This is a genomic window from Pseudomonas juntendi, from assembly GCF_009932375.1.
Lineage (GTDB): Bacteria > Pseudomonadota > Gammaproteobacteria > Pseudomonadales > Pseudomonadaceae > Aquipseudomonas > Aquipseudomonas juntendi.
The window spans coordinates 56,580-69,941 of sequence record NZ_BLJG01000106.1 but is presented as its reverse complement, the minus strand read 5'-3'; the positions used below and the strand labels follow the sequence as shown (position 1 = coordinate 69,941).

The 13,362-nt window shown below is 62.7% G+C and carries 14 protein-coding genes; 6 read left to right on the top strand and 8 right to left on the bottom strand.

The window, feature by feature from the left end:
- Positions 1-337 precede the first annotated feature (337 nt).
- Complete coding sequence (locus GYA94_RS14965; protein ID WP_161892598.1) at positions 338-1,582, top strand: DUF1835 domain-containing protein; 1,245 nt, start codon at positions 338-340, stop codon at positions 1,580-1,582.
- Between the two features lie 35 nt (positions 1,583-1,617).
- Here the strand turns inward: GYA94_RS14965 and GYA94_RS14960 are convergent, their stop codons facing one another.
- Positions 1,618-2,751: a pyridoxal-phosphate-dependent aminotransferase family protein gene (locus GYA94_RS14960; RefSeq protein WP_161892597.1), complete on the bottom strand. Its 1,134-nt coding sequence runs from the start codon at positions 2,749-2,751 to the stop codon at positions 1,618-1,620.
- Positions 2,752-2,905: 154 nt separating this feature from the next.
- Here GYA94_RS14960 and GYA94_RS14955 point away from each other — a divergent pair, with 154 nt between their 5' ends.
- Genes GYA94_RS14955 through GYA94_RS14945 form a run of 3 tightly spaced genes read left to right on the top strand, consistent with a single transcriptional unit; the run spans position 2,906 to position 5,057 of the window.
- On the top strand, positions 2,906-3,253 hold the full coding sequence (locus tag GYA94_RS14955; RefSeq protein WP_029885761.1) for a metalloregulator ArsR/SmtB family transcription factor: 348 nt from the start codon (positions 2,906-2,908) through the stop codon (positions 3,251-3,253).
- 21 nt (positions 3,254-3,274) lie between these two features.
- Complete coding sequence (locus GYA94_RS14950; protein WP_110678314.1) at positions 3,275-4,558, top strand: arsenic transporter; 1,284 nt, start codon at positions 3,275-3,277, stop codon at positions 4,556-4,558.
- Between the two features lie 28 nt (positions 4,559-4,586).
- Positions 4,587-5,057: an arsenate reductase ArsC gene (locus GYA94_RS14945; RefSeq protein WP_161892596.1), complete on the top strand. Its 471-nt coding sequence runs from the start codon at positions 4,587-4,589 to the stop codon at positions 5,055-5,057.
- Between the two features lie 52 nt (positions 5,058-5,109).
- Here GYA94_RS14945 and GYA94_RS14940 read toward each other — a convergent pair whose 3' ends face one another.
- The 3 genes from GYA94_RS14940 to GYA94_RS14930 are packed head-to-tail and all read right to left on the bottom strand — an operon-like array spanning position 5,110 to position 6,744.
- A complete protein-coding gene (locus GYA94_RS14940) occupies positions 5,110-5,559 on the bottom strand; it encodes a carboxymuconolactone decarboxylase family protein (protein ID WP_110678311.1) in 450 nt (149 codons plus the stop codon).
- A complete protein-coding gene (locus GYA94_RS14935; protein WP_110678309.1) occupies positions 5,556-6,230 on the bottom strand; it encodes an FMN-dependent NADH-azoreductase in 675 nt (224 codons plus the stop codon). Before GYA94_RS14935 ends, GYA94_RS14940 begins: the two co-directional genes overlap by 4 nt.
- A 31-nt stretch (positions 6,231-6,261) precedes the next feature.
- A complete protein-coding gene (locus GYA94_RS14930; RefSeq protein ID WP_161892595.1) occupies positions 6,262-6,744 on the bottom strand; it encodes a GNAT family N-acetyltransferase in 483 nt (160 codons plus the stop codon).
- A 94-nt stretch (positions 6,745-6,838) separates the two neighbouring features.
- On the opposite strand from GYA94_RS14930, the gene pdxR reads away from it, so the two are divergent.
- Positions 6,839-8,326: a MocR-like pyridoxine biosynthesis transcription factor PdxR gene (pdxR, locus tag GYA94_RS14925; protein WP_174824183.1), complete on the top strand. Its 1,488-nt coding sequence runs from the start codon at positions 6,839-6,841 to the stop codon at positions 8,324-8,326.
- Between the two features lie 55 nt (positions 8,327-8,381).
- Here the strand turns inward: pdxR and GYA94_RS14920 are convergent, their stop codons facing one another.
- The 4 genes from GYA94_RS14920 to GYA94_RS14905 all read right to left on the bottom strand — a co-directional run bounded on the left by GYA94_RS14920 (position 8,382) and on the right by GYA94_RS14905 (position 12,365).
- The gene (locus tag GYA94_RS14920) at positions 8,382-8,858 is read right to left on the bottom strand and encodes a nuclear transport factor 2 family protein (RefSeq protein ID WP_110678303.1); all 477 of its coding nucleotides are present in this window, start codon (positions 8,856-8,858) and stop codon (positions 8,382-8,384) included.
- 60 nt (positions 8,859-8,918) lie between these two features.
- Complete coding sequence (locus GYA94_RS14915; RefSeq protein WP_110678301.1) at positions 8,919-9,488, bottom strand: TetR/AcrR family transcriptional regulator; 570 nt, start codon at positions 9,486-9,488, stop codon at positions 8,919-8,921.
- Between the two features lie 124 nt (positions 9,489-9,612).
- The gene (gene chrA, locus GYA94_RS14910) at positions 9,613-10,824 is read right to left on the bottom strand and encodes a chromate efflux transporter (RefSeq protein WP_161892606.1); all 1,212 of its coding nucleotides are present in this window, start codon (positions 10,822-10,824) and stop codon (positions 9,613-9,615) included.
- 158 nt (positions 10,825-10,982) lie between these two features.
- Positions 10,983-12,365 (bottom strand): aminotransferase-like domain-containing protein, encoded by a 1,383-nt coding sequence (locus tag GYA94_RS14905; RefSeq protein ID WP_161892593.1) that lies wholly within the window; start codon positions 12,363-12,365, stop codon positions 10,983-10,985.
- A gap of 122 nt (positions 12,366-12,487) precedes the next feature.
- On the opposite strand from GYA94_RS14905, the gene GYA94_RS14900 reads away from it, so the two are divergent.
- Positions 12,488-13,357 (top strand): DMT family transporter, encoded by an 870-nt coding sequence (locus GYA94_RS14900; protein ID WP_054904037.1) that lies wholly within the window; start codon positions 12,488-12,490, stop codon positions 13,355-13,357.
- The last annotated feature ends 5 nt before the right edge of the window (positions 13,358-13,362 follow it).

Here is a 13,362-nt window from a genome sequence, read left to right as displayed (position 1 = left end):
ACCACTTCTGATCGATGATTCGACGGTGGGTGTGCTGCTATCGGAGCGGCGCGGCGCCGGCTTGAGGGGCTCAGGCATGCTTGTGGGCGGTAACCGAACAGATGTTGCCTGCATGCGGGGCCTCGCCAAGCAACCCGCGCGGTGCCTGGCAGCGCATGCGTTGGCGGGCTCGGCAGGGAAAGCCTGGGTTTGCCAGCCAAGCCGCGATGCGGTTAAAGTCGAGCCCTGGCGCTGGCTGCGCCTGCGGTCCGCGCAAAGGGGTTACCCGAGCCATGCGATAACCTGTTTCCATACCAGCTCCAGGCTTGTCGGCGGACCGAGCCTCAAAGGAGTTGGCATGCCCACCATCCATGCATCCCGCCACCATGGCCTGCTCGATCTTGCCGCCTTGCGCAAACGCGCCAAGCGTTTGCTCAACGCCCTGAAGCACCACCAGGCCGACGACGCCCGGGAACAGTTGCGTACCCTTGGCCTGCCTGGCCCCCATTATCGCCTTGCCGATACCCAATGGCTGGTGGCCCGCGAAGCCGGCTTCGCCAGCTGGCCCAAGCTCAAGGCGCATGCCGATGCCGTAGCGTTCGCCGCACGCCAGCCTGGCTTCGCTGCCGATGACGAAGCCGCCGTGCAGCATTGGCGCTGCGGTAACGATATTGCCCACAGCTTGCGGGTTGCGGGGTTTGCCGGCGCTTTCCAGATGTTCGACGACCCCATGGTGATGGGGCCGGTGCCGGCCCTGCCAGAAGATCGGTACTGGCCGGTGCGCGGCGCGTTCATACAGCAAGCGTTCAACCTCAGCGCCGAGGCTGTCGCCCTGCGCCAGGCTGCACAGCAAGCCGCATTGGCCGGTTTGAACGGCGACAGCCAGCTGGTGCTGTGGTGCGAAGCCGACGCTTACGACCAGTTGTTCCTGATCCGCGTGCTCGCCAGCCTGCCCTGTTTGCCGCGACGCCTGGAGCTGATCGAAATCGACCAGGTCCCTGGCGTAGAGCGCTTCATCGGTATCGGCCAACTGGCCCCGGATCTGCTGGCCTGGCTATGGCCACAACGTCGCGCGCTGGGTGAGGATGCACTGACCTTGGCGCGCCAGGCTTGGGCTGCCTACACCGCCGCTGAACCCCAAGTCTGGGCCGCCCTCGCTGGCCGCCAGCACCGGCCTTTGCCGCTGTTGGGCCGGGCACTGGCGCGCCAGCTGCAAGAGCTGCCTGGCGCCAGCGACGGCTTGAGCTTGACCGAACGCCTGCTGCTGCGCGTTCTGGCATCGCATGGGGAGCTGCCAGCCGGACGCGTGTTTACCCAACTGATGCAGCAGGATGAGCCGCTCCCTTACCTGGGCGACATGATGTTCCATGCCCTGCTGCAGCCGTTGCTCCATACACCCCACCCGCTGCTGCGCGAAGGCCCGGGCGACGCCTGGGCCCATCGGCCATTACGGCTGACCGCACTCGCCGAACAGGTGCTGGCCGGCCAGCGCCACTGGCTCGACCAGCACCCTGCTCAGCGTTGGGTAGGCGGGGTGTGCATCGACGCGGCTGACAAGCCTTGGGTGGTTAGCGAGCAAGGCGAGGTCTGGCGACGACAATAGCGAAGCGGCTTGGCTGCAAGGGTGGGCGGGAACCCTTATTCCGCCAGCACCTCTTCCAGCGCCTGCTCCAGCGTGCTGACGGTGCGCTCGATATGCTGCAGCTTTTCCAGCCCGAACAGGCCAATGCGGAAAGTCTGGAAATCTGCCGGCTCATCGCACTGCAGCGGCACCCCAGCGGCGATCTGCAGCCCGTGGTCGGCAAATTTGCTGCCGTTCTTGATGGCGGCATCATCGGTGTAGCTCACCACTACACCCGGGGCCTGGAAACCGCTGGCAGCCACGCTCTTGATGCCTTTGCCGGCCAACAGGGCGCGCACCCGCTTGCCGAGGGCCTGTTGCTCGGCCCGCAGTGCGTCGAAGCCGTAGGCGCGCATCTCGTTCATCACGCCGTTGAACCTTGCCAGTGCATCGCTAGGCATGGTCGCGTGGTAGGCATGCCCGCCCTGCTCATAAGCCTGCATGATCTGCAGCCACTTTTTCAGGTCGCAGGCAAAACTGCTGCTCTGTGTCTGCTCGATGCGTTGCAGGGCCAGGGCACTGAACATCAACAGGGCGCAGCATGGGGAAGCACTCCAGCCCTTCTGCGGCGCGCTGAGCAGCAGGTCGACGGCGCATGTGTGCATATCGACCCACACCGCGCCGGAGGCGATGCAGTCCAGCACGAACAAGCCGCCCACTGCATGCACGGCCTCACCCACCGCGCGCAGGTAATCGTCGGGCAGCATGATCCCGGATGACGTTTCGACATGCGGGGCAAAGACCACCTGCGGTTTGTGTGCCGCAATCGCCGCCAGCACTTCATCCAGCGGCGGTGGCGCATAGGCCGCCTGGCGCCCGGTTTCCACCGGCCTGGCTTTCAGCACCGTGGTAGCCGCCGGAATGTTGCCCATCTCGAGAATCTGGCTCCAGCGATAACTGAACCAGCCGTTGCGGATCACCAGGCACTGCTGGCCAGTGGCGAACTGCCGCGCCACCGCTTCCATGCCAAACGTGCCACTGCCCGGCACCACAGCCACACCCTGGGCGTTGTAGACCTGTTTCAAGGTGGCGGAGATGTTCTTCATCACGCCCTGAAATGCCTGTGACATATGGTTTAGGGAGCGGTCGGTGTACACCACCGAGTACTCGATCAAACCCTCGGGGTCGACACTGGGATAAAGCTTTGACATGGGCTGGCTCCTTTGGCAGGGACGTCATTGCCCTCGACCCTGCCTCAAGCCCCGGCAAATGACAAGGCGCGGCCGCGGCGGCAGATCACAAATCCGCTGGGACAGCACATATGGAAATACGTATATTCGGATTTCCATATGTAAAGACACTGCCATGATTACCCCACCTGAAGTGTTCAAATGCCTGGCCGACGAAACCCGTGCCCGCGCCACCCTGCTGATCGCCAGCCTGGGTGAACTTTGCGTCTGCGAGTTGATGTGCGCGCTGAACGACAGCCAGCCGAAGATAAGCCGCCACCTGGCCCAGCTACGCAGCAGTGGCCTGTTGCTGGACCGACGCCAGGGGCAATGGGTGTATTACCGCCTCAACCCGGACCTGCCCACTTGGGTCAATGCGGTTCTGCAGGCGACGCTACAGGCCAACGAGCAATGGTTGGCACACAACACCCAACGCCTGCAGAACATGGATGGCCGCCCTGTCCGGGGCTCTGCCTGCTGCTGATCAACAACGAGAAAGAACCCTATGCTGGTCGCCATTGCAGTCTTCGTTTTCACCCTTACCCTGGTCATCTGGCAGCCCAAAGGGCTTGGCGTTGGCTGGAGCGCCGCGCTCGGCGCGGTCATCGCCCTTGCCACAGGTGCCGTTTCGCTGCACGACATCCCGGCGGTCTGGGGCATCGTCTGGAACGCCACGTTCACGTTCATCGCCGTCATCATCATCAGCCTGCTGCTCGATGAAGCCGGGTTTTTCGAATGGGCAGCCCTGCATGTGGCGCGCTGGGCCAATGGCAGCGGCTACCGCCTGTTCGCCTTCTGCATACTCCTCGGTGCTGCCGTGTCGGCATTGTTCGCCAACGACGGTGCGGCGCTGATCCTCACCCCCATCGTCATGTCGATGCTGCTGGCGCTGCGTTTCTCGCCGGCTGCGACGCTGGCTTTCGTCATGGCCGCCGGCTTTATCGCCGATACCGCCAGCCTGCCGCTGGTTGTCTCCAACCTGGTGAACATCGTTTCGGCCGATTACTTCGGGTTGGGCTTCGCCGAGTACGCTTCGGTGATGGTGCCGGTGAACCTGGCCAGCGTCGCCGCGACGCTGCTGGTACTGTCGTTGTACTTTCGCCGTGACATACCGCAGCACTACACCGTTGCAGCCCTGAAAACGCCCGGCGAAGCGATCCACGACCGTGCCACCTTCACGGTCGGGGGTTGGGTGTTGCTGGCGTTGCTGGTGGGCCTGTTCGCCCTTGAGCCACTGGGTATCCCGATCAGTGCAGTGGCAGCCGTGTGTGCCGCCCTACTGTTCGCGGTCGCCGCGCGCGGGCAGCGCATTGCGACCCGCCGCGTGCTGCGCGAGGCCCCCTGGCAGGTGGTGATTTTCTCGCTCGGCATGTACTTGGTGGTCTACGGGCTGAAAAATGCCGGCCTGACCGACATGCTCACCCAACTGCTCGACCGCCTGGCGCAACAAGGGCTGTGGAGTGCCACCCTGGGCACTGGATTGATCGCAGCGTTGCTGTCTTCGGTCATGAACAACATGCCCAGCGTGCTGGTCGGCGCGTTGTCGATCCAGGCCAGCGAAGCGCAAGGCCTGGTGCGCGAGGCGATGATCTACGCCAATGTGATTGGCTGCGACCTGGGCCCGAAAATCACCCCTATCGGCAGCCTGGCAACACTGCTCTGGCTGCATGTGCTGGCGCGCAAAGGCGTGCGGATAACCTGGGGTTACTACTTCAAGGTCGGCATTTTGCTGACCCTGCCCGTGCTGTTGATCACCCTTTCGGCTTTGGCACTGCGCCTTAGCCTCTGATAGTCCGCCAACAAGCGGAGGAGCCCCCATGCGAGTTCTGTTCATGTGCACGGCCAACAGCTGCCGCAGCATCCTTTCCGAGGCCGTGTTCAATCACCTGGCGCCTGACGGCTTTGAAGCCGTCAGTGCCGGCAGTTTTCCCAAGGGCCAGGTGTTGCCTCGCAGCCTGACCACCCTGCAGCAGGCCGGGATTTCGACCCAGGGCCTGAGCAGCAAGGGTAACGAGGCATTCGAGGGGTGCCCGCCCGACATCGTGGTCACCGTGTGCGACAAGGCCGCCGGCGAAGCCTGCCCGGTGTACTTCGGCACGGCACTGAAGGCGCACTGGGGCCTGGAGGACCCGTCCGATGTAGAGGGCGATGCAGCGACCGTCGACGCGGCTTTCCACTCCACCCTGGCGCGGATAACAGCCCGTTGCGAAGCATTCTTCGCCCTGCCCTTCGACACGCTGCAACGCGATCAGCTCCAGCAAGCGCTGGCTCGCATCGGTACGCTTTAAGCATCACGGGCAGGAGGTCGCCGCTACAGGCCTGAACCCCTGCCACCAACCCTCATGCTTTCGCGGCCGGTCGCAAGCGGAAGCTGACACCCATGCGGTTGAACGCGTTCATCGCGGCAATGGCCGCGGTGAGCTCGACCAAATCTTTTTCTGTGAACGCGGCCGACGCGGCGGCGTAGGCCTCATCCGATACATGCGTCTCACTGACCCGGGTCACTTCCTCTGCCCAGGCCAGGGCCGAGCGCTCCTGCGCCGAGAACAGGTAGTGCGCTTCATGCCAGACCGGCACCAACAGCAGTTTATCCACCGACATGCCCGTCTTGAGCAGATCACGCGAATGCAGGTCAATACAGTGCGCACAACCGTTGAGTTGAGACACCCGCAGAAAAACCAGATGAATCAAGGGTGCCGGTAGATCGGTCTGCGTTGTCACGAACTGATGTAACCCAGTGAGGGCTTTGGCGGCCCCAGGCGAGGCGGTAAACCAGTTCAGACGACTCATGCGTGTTGCCCCTGCGGTAGCGGCTTGGAAGACGCGGCGAAGAACCCTTGCACTTCAGCCTGTGCAGCAGCCCTGGCCGCTTGCAGAAACTCCGCCCCTCTGGCGGTGCCCTCGAGGGTGAAGTAATTGACCTGCTTTAGGCCAATCGTGGCAAGTACGGCGGACAGGTATGGCCGGAGAAAGTCGGGTTGGCGGGCATTCGGCCCGCTGATGTAGCCCCCGGAGGCTACGGCCACATAAACCGGCCGATCCACCACCGTGCCCACCTTGCCTGCCGCGGTGCTCAGGAACGTGATGCCGACCCGTACCACGTGATCGATCCAGGCCTTGAGCGGTGCTGGCACGCTGTAGTTATGCATTGGCGTGGCAATCAGCAGCAGGTCGCAGGCCTGCAACTGGCCAATCAGTTCGTCGGAACGGTTCAATGTGCCGTCTTGCGCTACGGCTTCAGGCCCTCCCAGGTTGGCCAGGGCCTGGGCATACCCGGCGTCGACCGGCGCCAGGTCATTGAGGTCGAAATCGGTGACCTGTATACCACGCCTGCCAGCCTGCACGGCCAAGCCGAGCAGTATGTGCTGGGACAGTTTGAAGCTTTCTGATGCCTGACCGTTCGGGCTGGCGATCAGGCGAAGAATGCGCAAAGGCGCCCTGGGCTGCTCTGACGACGTCATGAAGTTACCTCGATGAGAGACGTGCTGCCGCTCAAGGCGCAGCGAACTGTTTTTGGAAGCGCGTGGCACTGTTGTGCAGGCCTTCACGGGAATAGAAGTGTTGCGCGCGGGTGTTGGCCAACCCGGTATCGAGCACAAGGCGCGCACACCCCGTGGCCTGGGCCAACCGCTGCAAGGCAGCCAGCAATCGTGCGCCCCACTGCTGGCCACGCTGCGTTTCGGCGGTGACCAGGTCGTCCACATACAGGAACCGCCCGTAGACCAGGTTTTCCTGAAGGCGGTAACCTGCCAGCGCCACAAGCTGGCCTGAGCCGAAGCCCCCGAGCAGCCGATAGCCTTCAGCGCGCATACGCTGGACGCGGCCGATGAAGTCGGCCTCGCCAGCCAGGTGCGAGCGCAGTTGCTGCATGACCGGGAACGCGAGATGCAGGTCACTCTCGCCGTCCAGATGGCGCAGGTCCGAATCAGCCAGGTCAGGCTCGCGCAGTACTGAGGGGGTCGGGGTGAACGTCATGGTGGCAAAGCTCGTTCGATGGGTGACGGGGCTATGATGAACCACGTTCAACCCATTTGAATGAGCCAAGAAAGGGTATATGAACTAGGCCATGATGACGTTTTCTTCCCGATCCTTCGCACCGCTCGATGAGCGCTCCGCCGCGCCGCTCTACCGGCAACTCTACAACCGTGTGCTCGCCGCGATAGCAGCAGGCACCTTGGCGCCGGGTGACCGCTTGCCGTCTGCGCGGGCCATGGCCAAGGAGCTGGGGGTGGCCCGTGGCACCGTCGAGCTTGCCTATTCGTTGCTCACCAGTGAGGGCTACCTGCTGGCCCTGAAGCAGAAAGGCACCGTGGTCAACCCTGAGCTGCGCCCGCCCGCAGCCGCGGCGACAGCGCAGCCCCCGGCCAGTGATGGTCCCGAGGACCCGGACGCCCTGCGGCGCCCGCCACAGCTTTTGCCATTTCAAATGGGTTTGCCGGCGATGGATGCCTTCCCGCGCAAGATCTGGGCGCGCCTGGGTGCTCGCTACCTGCGCGGGATGCAGCCGGGTGACCTGGACTACCCGCCGCCCCTTGGGCTGCCAGCACTGCGCAGCGCGATTGCCTCGTACCTGCAGATGTCACGGGGCATCGCTTGCACGGCCCAGCAGGTGTTCATCACCAGCGGTTGGCGCAGCAGCCTGTCGCTGGTAGCGCAGACGTTGTTGCGCAACGGCGAGCGCGCCTGGGTTGAAGACCCGGGTTATCCGGTCACGCGCCAGGTACTGCGCCAATTCGGGCTTGAACTGGAGGGGGTGGCAGTGGATGCCGAGGGCATGAATGTCGAGCAGGCTATCGCCAACGCCAGGGCGGCGCAGGTCGCCATGGTCACACCGGGCCATCAGAGCCCCCTGTCCATGGCCTTGTCGCTGCCGCGACGGCAACTACTGCTGGACTGGGCCGCCAGCACCGGGGCCTGGATCGTGGAGGACGACTACGACAGCGAGTACCGCTATGTCAGCCGCCCGCTCCCGCCGCTTGCCAGCCTGGATCGCAATGGGCGGGTGCTGTATGCGGGCACCTTCAGCAAAATGCTGTTCCCCGGTATCCGCCTGGCCTACCTGGCGGTGCCACTGGCTCAGGTTGCAGCGTTCGAGCGGGTCGCCCACGCACTGTTTTCCGGCGGTTCACCCTCGATGACCCAGGCCTTGGTGGCGCAGTTCATTGCCGAGGGCCATTTCACCCGTCATATCCAACGCATGCGCCGGCTCTACAACGAACGCCGGGCCTTGACCCTCGGCGCACTGGAGCGGAGCTTGCCCAAAGGTTGGCATGTCGAGCGGTCCCCAGGCGGCATGCATTTGCTGCTGCGCCTGCCGCAGGGGGTAAGCGACACGTTCCTGGCGGAGCAATTGCTGGCCAAGGGGATCGCGGTACAGGCCCTGTCGCGCTGGCATCTGGCGCTTCCCCGCCGTTCAGGGCTGCTGCTGAGCTTCACCAATTGCGCCAGCGCTGCCCAGGCTGAGCAGCTCGGCGCATTGATCAGCGAGAAGCTCAGCCACTCGCCGCGGCCCCTCGCACCGGCTGCAAATCTTCTGGCAAACAACCGTGAGCCCTGATGCGTTCTGTAGGCAGGGCTAGCTCGCCAACGAAGACGCTCAGGCGGAAGATCACTTACAGCCCGAGCTCGCTCAGCCCAGGGTGGTCATCCGGACGGCGGCCCAACGGCCAGTGGAACTTGCGCTCGCTTTCCTTGATAGGCATATCGTTAACGCAGGCGAAGCGACGGTGCATCAGGCCATCCGCTTCGAATTCCCAGTTCTCATTACCGTAGGAGCGAAACCAGTTACCGGAATCATCATGCCACTCGTAAGCGTAACGCACGGCGATGCGGTTATCGGTAAACGCCCAGAGCTCTTTGATCAGGCGGTAATCCAGCTCTTTTTTCCACTTGCGGGTCAGGAAACCTTTCGCTTCTTCGCGGTTGGTGGCGAACTCAACGCGGTTACGCCATTGGGTATCCAGCGTATAGGCGTGCGAGACTTTTTCCGCGTCGCGGCTGTTCCAGCCATCTTCAGCAAGTCGAACTTTCTCGATGGCTGTTTCACGGGTAAAAGGTGGAAGTGGCGGGCGAGTTTGGGCGTTGGACATGGTAATGACTCCAGTCGAGTTGGGCAGCAAAGTGTGATTACAACTTCAGGCATTCAAACGTCAGGGCGCAAACTCTTTCAGCAAAAGTTGCGCAACTTCCTTGGCATCATCAGCAGCGTGATAATCCCCCATGACACGCGCCATGGTGATCGCGCCTTCGATCAGGACAAACAACTGCCGGGCCAAGACCGGCGGGTGCCGAACATTCAATTGCTCAGCCAGTTCAAGCGTGTAGTCCAAGAGTTTCTGCTTGTGCAACTTGGCGATCTGGCGAATGGGATCTTCAGGGTCCCCGACCTCGCCTGCCGTGTTGATGAATGCACAACCGCGAAAACCATCCGACTCGAACCAGCCTTTCAACACAGTGAACATGTTCAGTATGCGAGCGTATGGCGTGGCTGCTTTATCGCATTCAGTCCTGAACCACTGCATCCAGCGTACGTCGCGGGCCCCCAAGGCCGCAGCGGCAATATCATCTTTGGTAGCGAAGTGGTTGTAGATGCCCTTTCTCGACACGCCTGAAGTTTTCACCAGTAAATCCATACCCGTGGCATGAATCCCGTTTTCGTAGATGAGTTTCTCGGCGGTGGCCAGGATCTGGTCTCTGTGATCTATCGTTGGTCTGCTCATGGGGCGAATGTAGAACGATCGTTCTCTCCGGTCAAGCACCTTTCGGTGATTTATGTTTTCAGGGCTGCGATGGCAGTGACGCAACGCTCCGGGCAATCCACCCCGCGATTGCAGACATCGGTAATTAGCCTGTCAGGGCGATATCCAACAGCCAGCCCAGGCCGCCGCTGCAGAGTACAACCAGCCACGGCGGCAATTTCCAGAACATCAAGGCAACCAGCGCCAGAAGGGCCAGGCCAACGTCATGTGGGGCGCGAATCGCACTCGTCCATACGGGCTGATACAAGGCGGCAAGCAATAACCCCACCACTGCCGCATTGATGCCCAGCAGTGCCGCTTGGGTGCGGCTGTTACGCAGCAGCCGCTGCCAGAACGGCAAAACACCCACAACCAGCAGGAACGCAGGCGCGAAAATCGCCACCAGGCAGATCAGGCCCCCCAGCCAGCCGCTGGGCGCCTGGTTCATTGAGGCGCCGAGGTAGGCTGCGAAGGTGAAAAGCGGCCCTGGGACGGCTTGAGCCGCGCCATAGCCAGCCAGGAATGCGTCTTTGTCGACCCACCCAGATGGCACGACTTGCGCCTCCAATAGCGGCAGCACCACATGCCCGCCACCGAAGACCAGCGAGCCGGAACGGTAGAACGCGTCCAGCATCGACAGCGTCTGGCCGGGGAATAACGTTGCCAGCAGCGGCAGCCCCAGCAGCAAGGTCAAGAACAAGGCCAGCCAACATAAGCCTGCGCGACGGCGAATGCTGATGGGCAGTGAATCATGGCATGCCCCCGGCTGGGGCTTGAACAGCAATAGACCGATGAGTGCGGCAACGCCAATGACGCCCACTTGCCCTAAGGCCGAAGGCAGCAGCAGCACGAAACAGGTCGCTGCCGCCATGATGGCCATGCGCGGTGCATCGGTGCACGCATTACGCGCCATACCCCATACCGCCTGTGCGACTACCGCCACCGCCACCACCTTCAAACCGTGCAACACGCCAGTGGGCACCGCATCGCCATAGCAGGCCAGGCCCTGAGCGAAGAGGATCAAGGCAATCGCCGATGGTAGGGTGAAGCCCAGCCAGGCAACCAGTGCACCGCCATAGCCCAAGCGGCTCAGCCCAAGCGCGATGCCGACCTGACTGCTTGCAGGCCCGGGCAGAAACTGGCAAAGGGCGACCAAATCCGCATAACTGCGCGCGCTTAGCCACTGTCGACGCACAACGAATTCATCCCGGAAATAAGCCAAGTGTGCGATGGGGCCGCCAAACGAAGTCAGGCCCAATCGCAAAAAAATCAGGAAAACTGCCCAGTAACTACGGCCGGCCTGGGGGGTATCGCTCATATTCGTTTGATCCATGACTGGCGATTGCGCCAAACGATAATCCAAAATCCGAACGCCACAGCATGAACCTGGCATTGCCACCTGCTGAAGCAGATGCCACTGAACCTTACGGGTCACCGCCCGGCCGGGCAACGGGATGGCGCCGGGCCCTAGACCTCTCAACCGCGCAACGCCCGCGCCAACACTTCCCAGATTCTGTCATCTGCACATTGGGCCACGTTGAAACGCAGGAAATCACCGGCAGTACCGGCTTGGCTGAATGCATTGCCAGGGGCCAGCACCACGCCTTCGCTCAAGCAGGCCTTGGCCAGCGTGGCGGCATCTTTACCGTGGGGCAACTGGCACCACACGTACATGCCTGCCTGGGGCGTTATCCAAGGCTCGATGCCCAGGGCGCGCAGCCTGGCGACCGTTGTGGTCATTGCCTGGGCCAGGCGCTGGCGAACACCCTCCATGTGTTTGCGGTAGCCACTGTCGGTAATGGCCTGGTAAATGATGTCTGCACCAAGGCGGCCACCGCCGAAGGTGGTGGCAATCTTCAGATCGACCAAGCTCTCGATCCATTCACCACGCGCAGCAATGTAGCCGCAACGAATGGAGGCGGAGATGGTCTTGGAAAAGCTGCCGATCTGGATGACCCGCGAAAGCCCGTCGAAGGCCGCCAGGCGAGGCGCCGGTGTGGCCTCGAAATCCGCGAAAATCTCGTCCTCCACGATCACCAGGCTGGAGCTGTCGGCCAACTTCAGCAGCCGGTGTGCCGTGACCGGCGACAGGCTGGCGCCGGTCGGGTTGTGAATGCCGGCATTGGTGATGTACAACCGTGGCGCATGCTCACGCAAGGCAGCACCGAACGCCTCGATGTCCGGGCCTGCCGGCGTGTAGGGCACACTGACGATGTTCACCCTGTGCGCCTTGAGCAGGGCGTGGAAATTGAAATAGCACGGGTCGTCGACCAGCACCGTGTCACCAGACTGCAGCAGAAAGCGGCAAATCAGGTCAATGGCATGGGTGCCGGACTCGGTGAGCATGATGTGGTCTGCCGGGGCTTCGATCCCGGTCCCCGCCAAACGCCGCGACAAGAACTGCCTGAGCGGCGGATGCCCAAGCGGTGAGGCGTAGTCGGTCAGCTTCACGGTGTCGGAACGCGCCAGGGTGCGCAACGCTTTGCGCATGCCCGCCTCGTACATCCAGGCGGCAGGCAGCCAGCCACACCCCGGTTTCATCGCGTCGCTGGCAGTTTCCAAGGACTGGCGCGAGATCCATAACGGGTCCACTTCCCGGTCGAGCCTGGGCGCCAGTTCGGTCAGCACCAATGGCGCGACCGGCCCGGCGACGTAAAAGCCGGAGCCCGGGCGAGAATTGAGCAGCCCCTCGGCCATCAACCGTTCATAGGCTTCCAGCACGGTAGACACCGACACCTGCAGGGCCCGCGCCATGGCCCGCACCGAGGGGATTCTGGCACCAGGGGTATAGGTTCGCGAGGCTATCCGCGATTTTATTTCGCCCATCACCGCATCAATCCGCGTACCGCTCCGGCTCATCACACCCTCGACTGTACTGGTTTCATAGGCATAACAGTTCGGTTCAACTGTACTGGATTGTACATGGCCTTCCTCGTGTTGTCGGTGCTGTACTGGGGCCTGGATGAACGAAGGGTATGGCCATGGAAAAAACAACAAGCGGGTGGATCAACGGGTTTATCGGCGTCGCCATCTTTGCTGGCTCGTTACCGGCAACGCGGGTGGCTGTGGCAGCTTTCGAGCCCACCTTCCTGACCTGCGCCAGGGCGTCCATCGCCGGTCTGCTGGGTGCGCTTGTACTGATCTTGCTGAGGCAGCCTCGCCCGCAACGCGCTGACTTGCTGCCGTTGGCCGTGACCGCACTGGGCGTGGTGATCGGGTTTCCGCTACTGACGGCATTGGCCCTGCAGCACATCAGTTCTGCCCACTCCATCGTGTTCGTGGGGCTTTTACCCCTGTGCACCGCCGGGTTTGCCGTACTGCGTGGCGGGGAGCGGCCGCGGCCGTTGTTCTGGCTGTTCTCGTTTGCAGGTGCCGGGCTGGTCGCAGGCTACGCATTGCTCAATGGCGCCGAAGCGTCGGCAAGCGGTGACCTGCTGATGTTGGCGGCGGTGCTGGTTTGCGGGTTGGGTTATGCCGAGGGCGCGCGCCTTTCCAGAAGGCTGGGGGGCTGGCAGGTGATCAGCTGGGCCTTGATCGTGGCGCTGCCGCTGATGCTGCTGCTGACCATCGCCAACCTGCCAACCGCGGATGTGTTGGCCAGGGCAGGCGCCCCTGCCTGGTTCAGCTTTGGCTACGTGTCCCTGTTCAGCATGCTGATCGGCTTCGTGTTCTGGTACCGGGGGCTGGTGCAGGGTGGCATTGCGGCCGTGGGCCAACTGCAACTGCTGCAACCCTTCATGGGGCTTGGCCTGGCAGCCTTGTTGCTGCACGAACACGTCAGCTGGATGATGCTGGTGGTCACGCTGGGGGCGGTGATGTGTGTGGCCGGGGCAAGGAAGTACGCCCACTAGCCGAA

Excerpts from the sequence above, each read along its gene's own strand:
- GYA94_RS14915 (WP_110678301.1), bottom strand. The coding sequence starts at position 9,488 with ATGAGCAGACCAACGATAGATCACAGAGACCAGATCCTGGCCACCGCC.
- GYA94_RS14930 (WP_161892595.1), bottom strand. The coding sequence starts at position 6,744 with ATGACGTTCACCCCGACCCCCTCAGTACTGCGCGAGCCTGACCTGGCT.
- GYA94_RS14900 (WP_054904037.1), top strand. The coding sequence starts at position 12,488 with ATGGAAAAAACAACAAGCGGGTGGATCAACGGGTTTATCGGCGTCGCC.
- GYA94_RS14965 (WP_161892598.1), top strand. The coding sequence starts at position 338 with ATGCCCACCATCCATGCATCCCGCCACCATGGCCTGCTCGATCTTGCC.
- GYA94_RS14905 (WP_161892593.1), bottom strand. The coding sequence starts at position 12,365 with ATGAGCCGGAGCGGTACGCGGATTGATGCGGTGATGGGCGAAATAAAA.
- GYA94_RS14935 (WP_110678309.1), bottom strand. The coding sequence starts at position 6,230 with ATGACGTCGTCAGAGCAGCCCAGGGCGCCTTTGCGCATTCTTCGCCTG.
- GYA94_RS14960 (WP_161892597.1), bottom strand. The coding sequence starts at position 2,751 with ATGTCAAAGCTTTATCCCAGTGTCGACCCCGAGGGTTTGATCGAGTAC.
- GYA94_RS14940 (WP_110678311.1), bottom strand. The coding sequence starts at position 5,559 with ATGAGTCGTCTGAACTGGTTTACCGCCTCGCCTGGGGCCGCCAAAGCC.
- GYA94_RS14955 (WP_029885761.1), top strand. The coding sequence starts at position 2,906 with ATGATTACCCCACCTGAAGTGTTCAAATGCCTGGCCGACGAAACCCGT.
- GYA94_RS14950 (WP_110678314.1), top strand. The coding sequence starts at position 3,275 with ATGCTGGTCGCCATTGCAGTCTTCGTTTTCACCCTTACCCTGGTCATC.
- pdxR (WP_174824183.1), top strand. The coding sequence starts at position 6,839 with ATGACGTTTTCTTCCCGATCCTTCGCACCGCTCGATGAGCGCTCCGCC.
- GYA94_RS14920 (WP_110678303.1), bottom strand. The coding sequence starts at position 8,858 with ATGTCCAACGCCCAAACTCGCCCGCCACTTCCACCTTTTACCCGTGAA.
- GYA94_RS14945 (WP_161892596.1), top strand. The coding sequence starts at position 4,587 with ATGCGAGTTCTGTTCATGTGCACGGCCAACAGCTGCCGCAGCATCCTT.
- chrA (WP_161892606.1), bottom strand. The coding sequence starts at position 10,824 with ATGAGCGATACCCCCCAGGCCGGCCGTAGTTACTGGGCAGTTTTCCTG.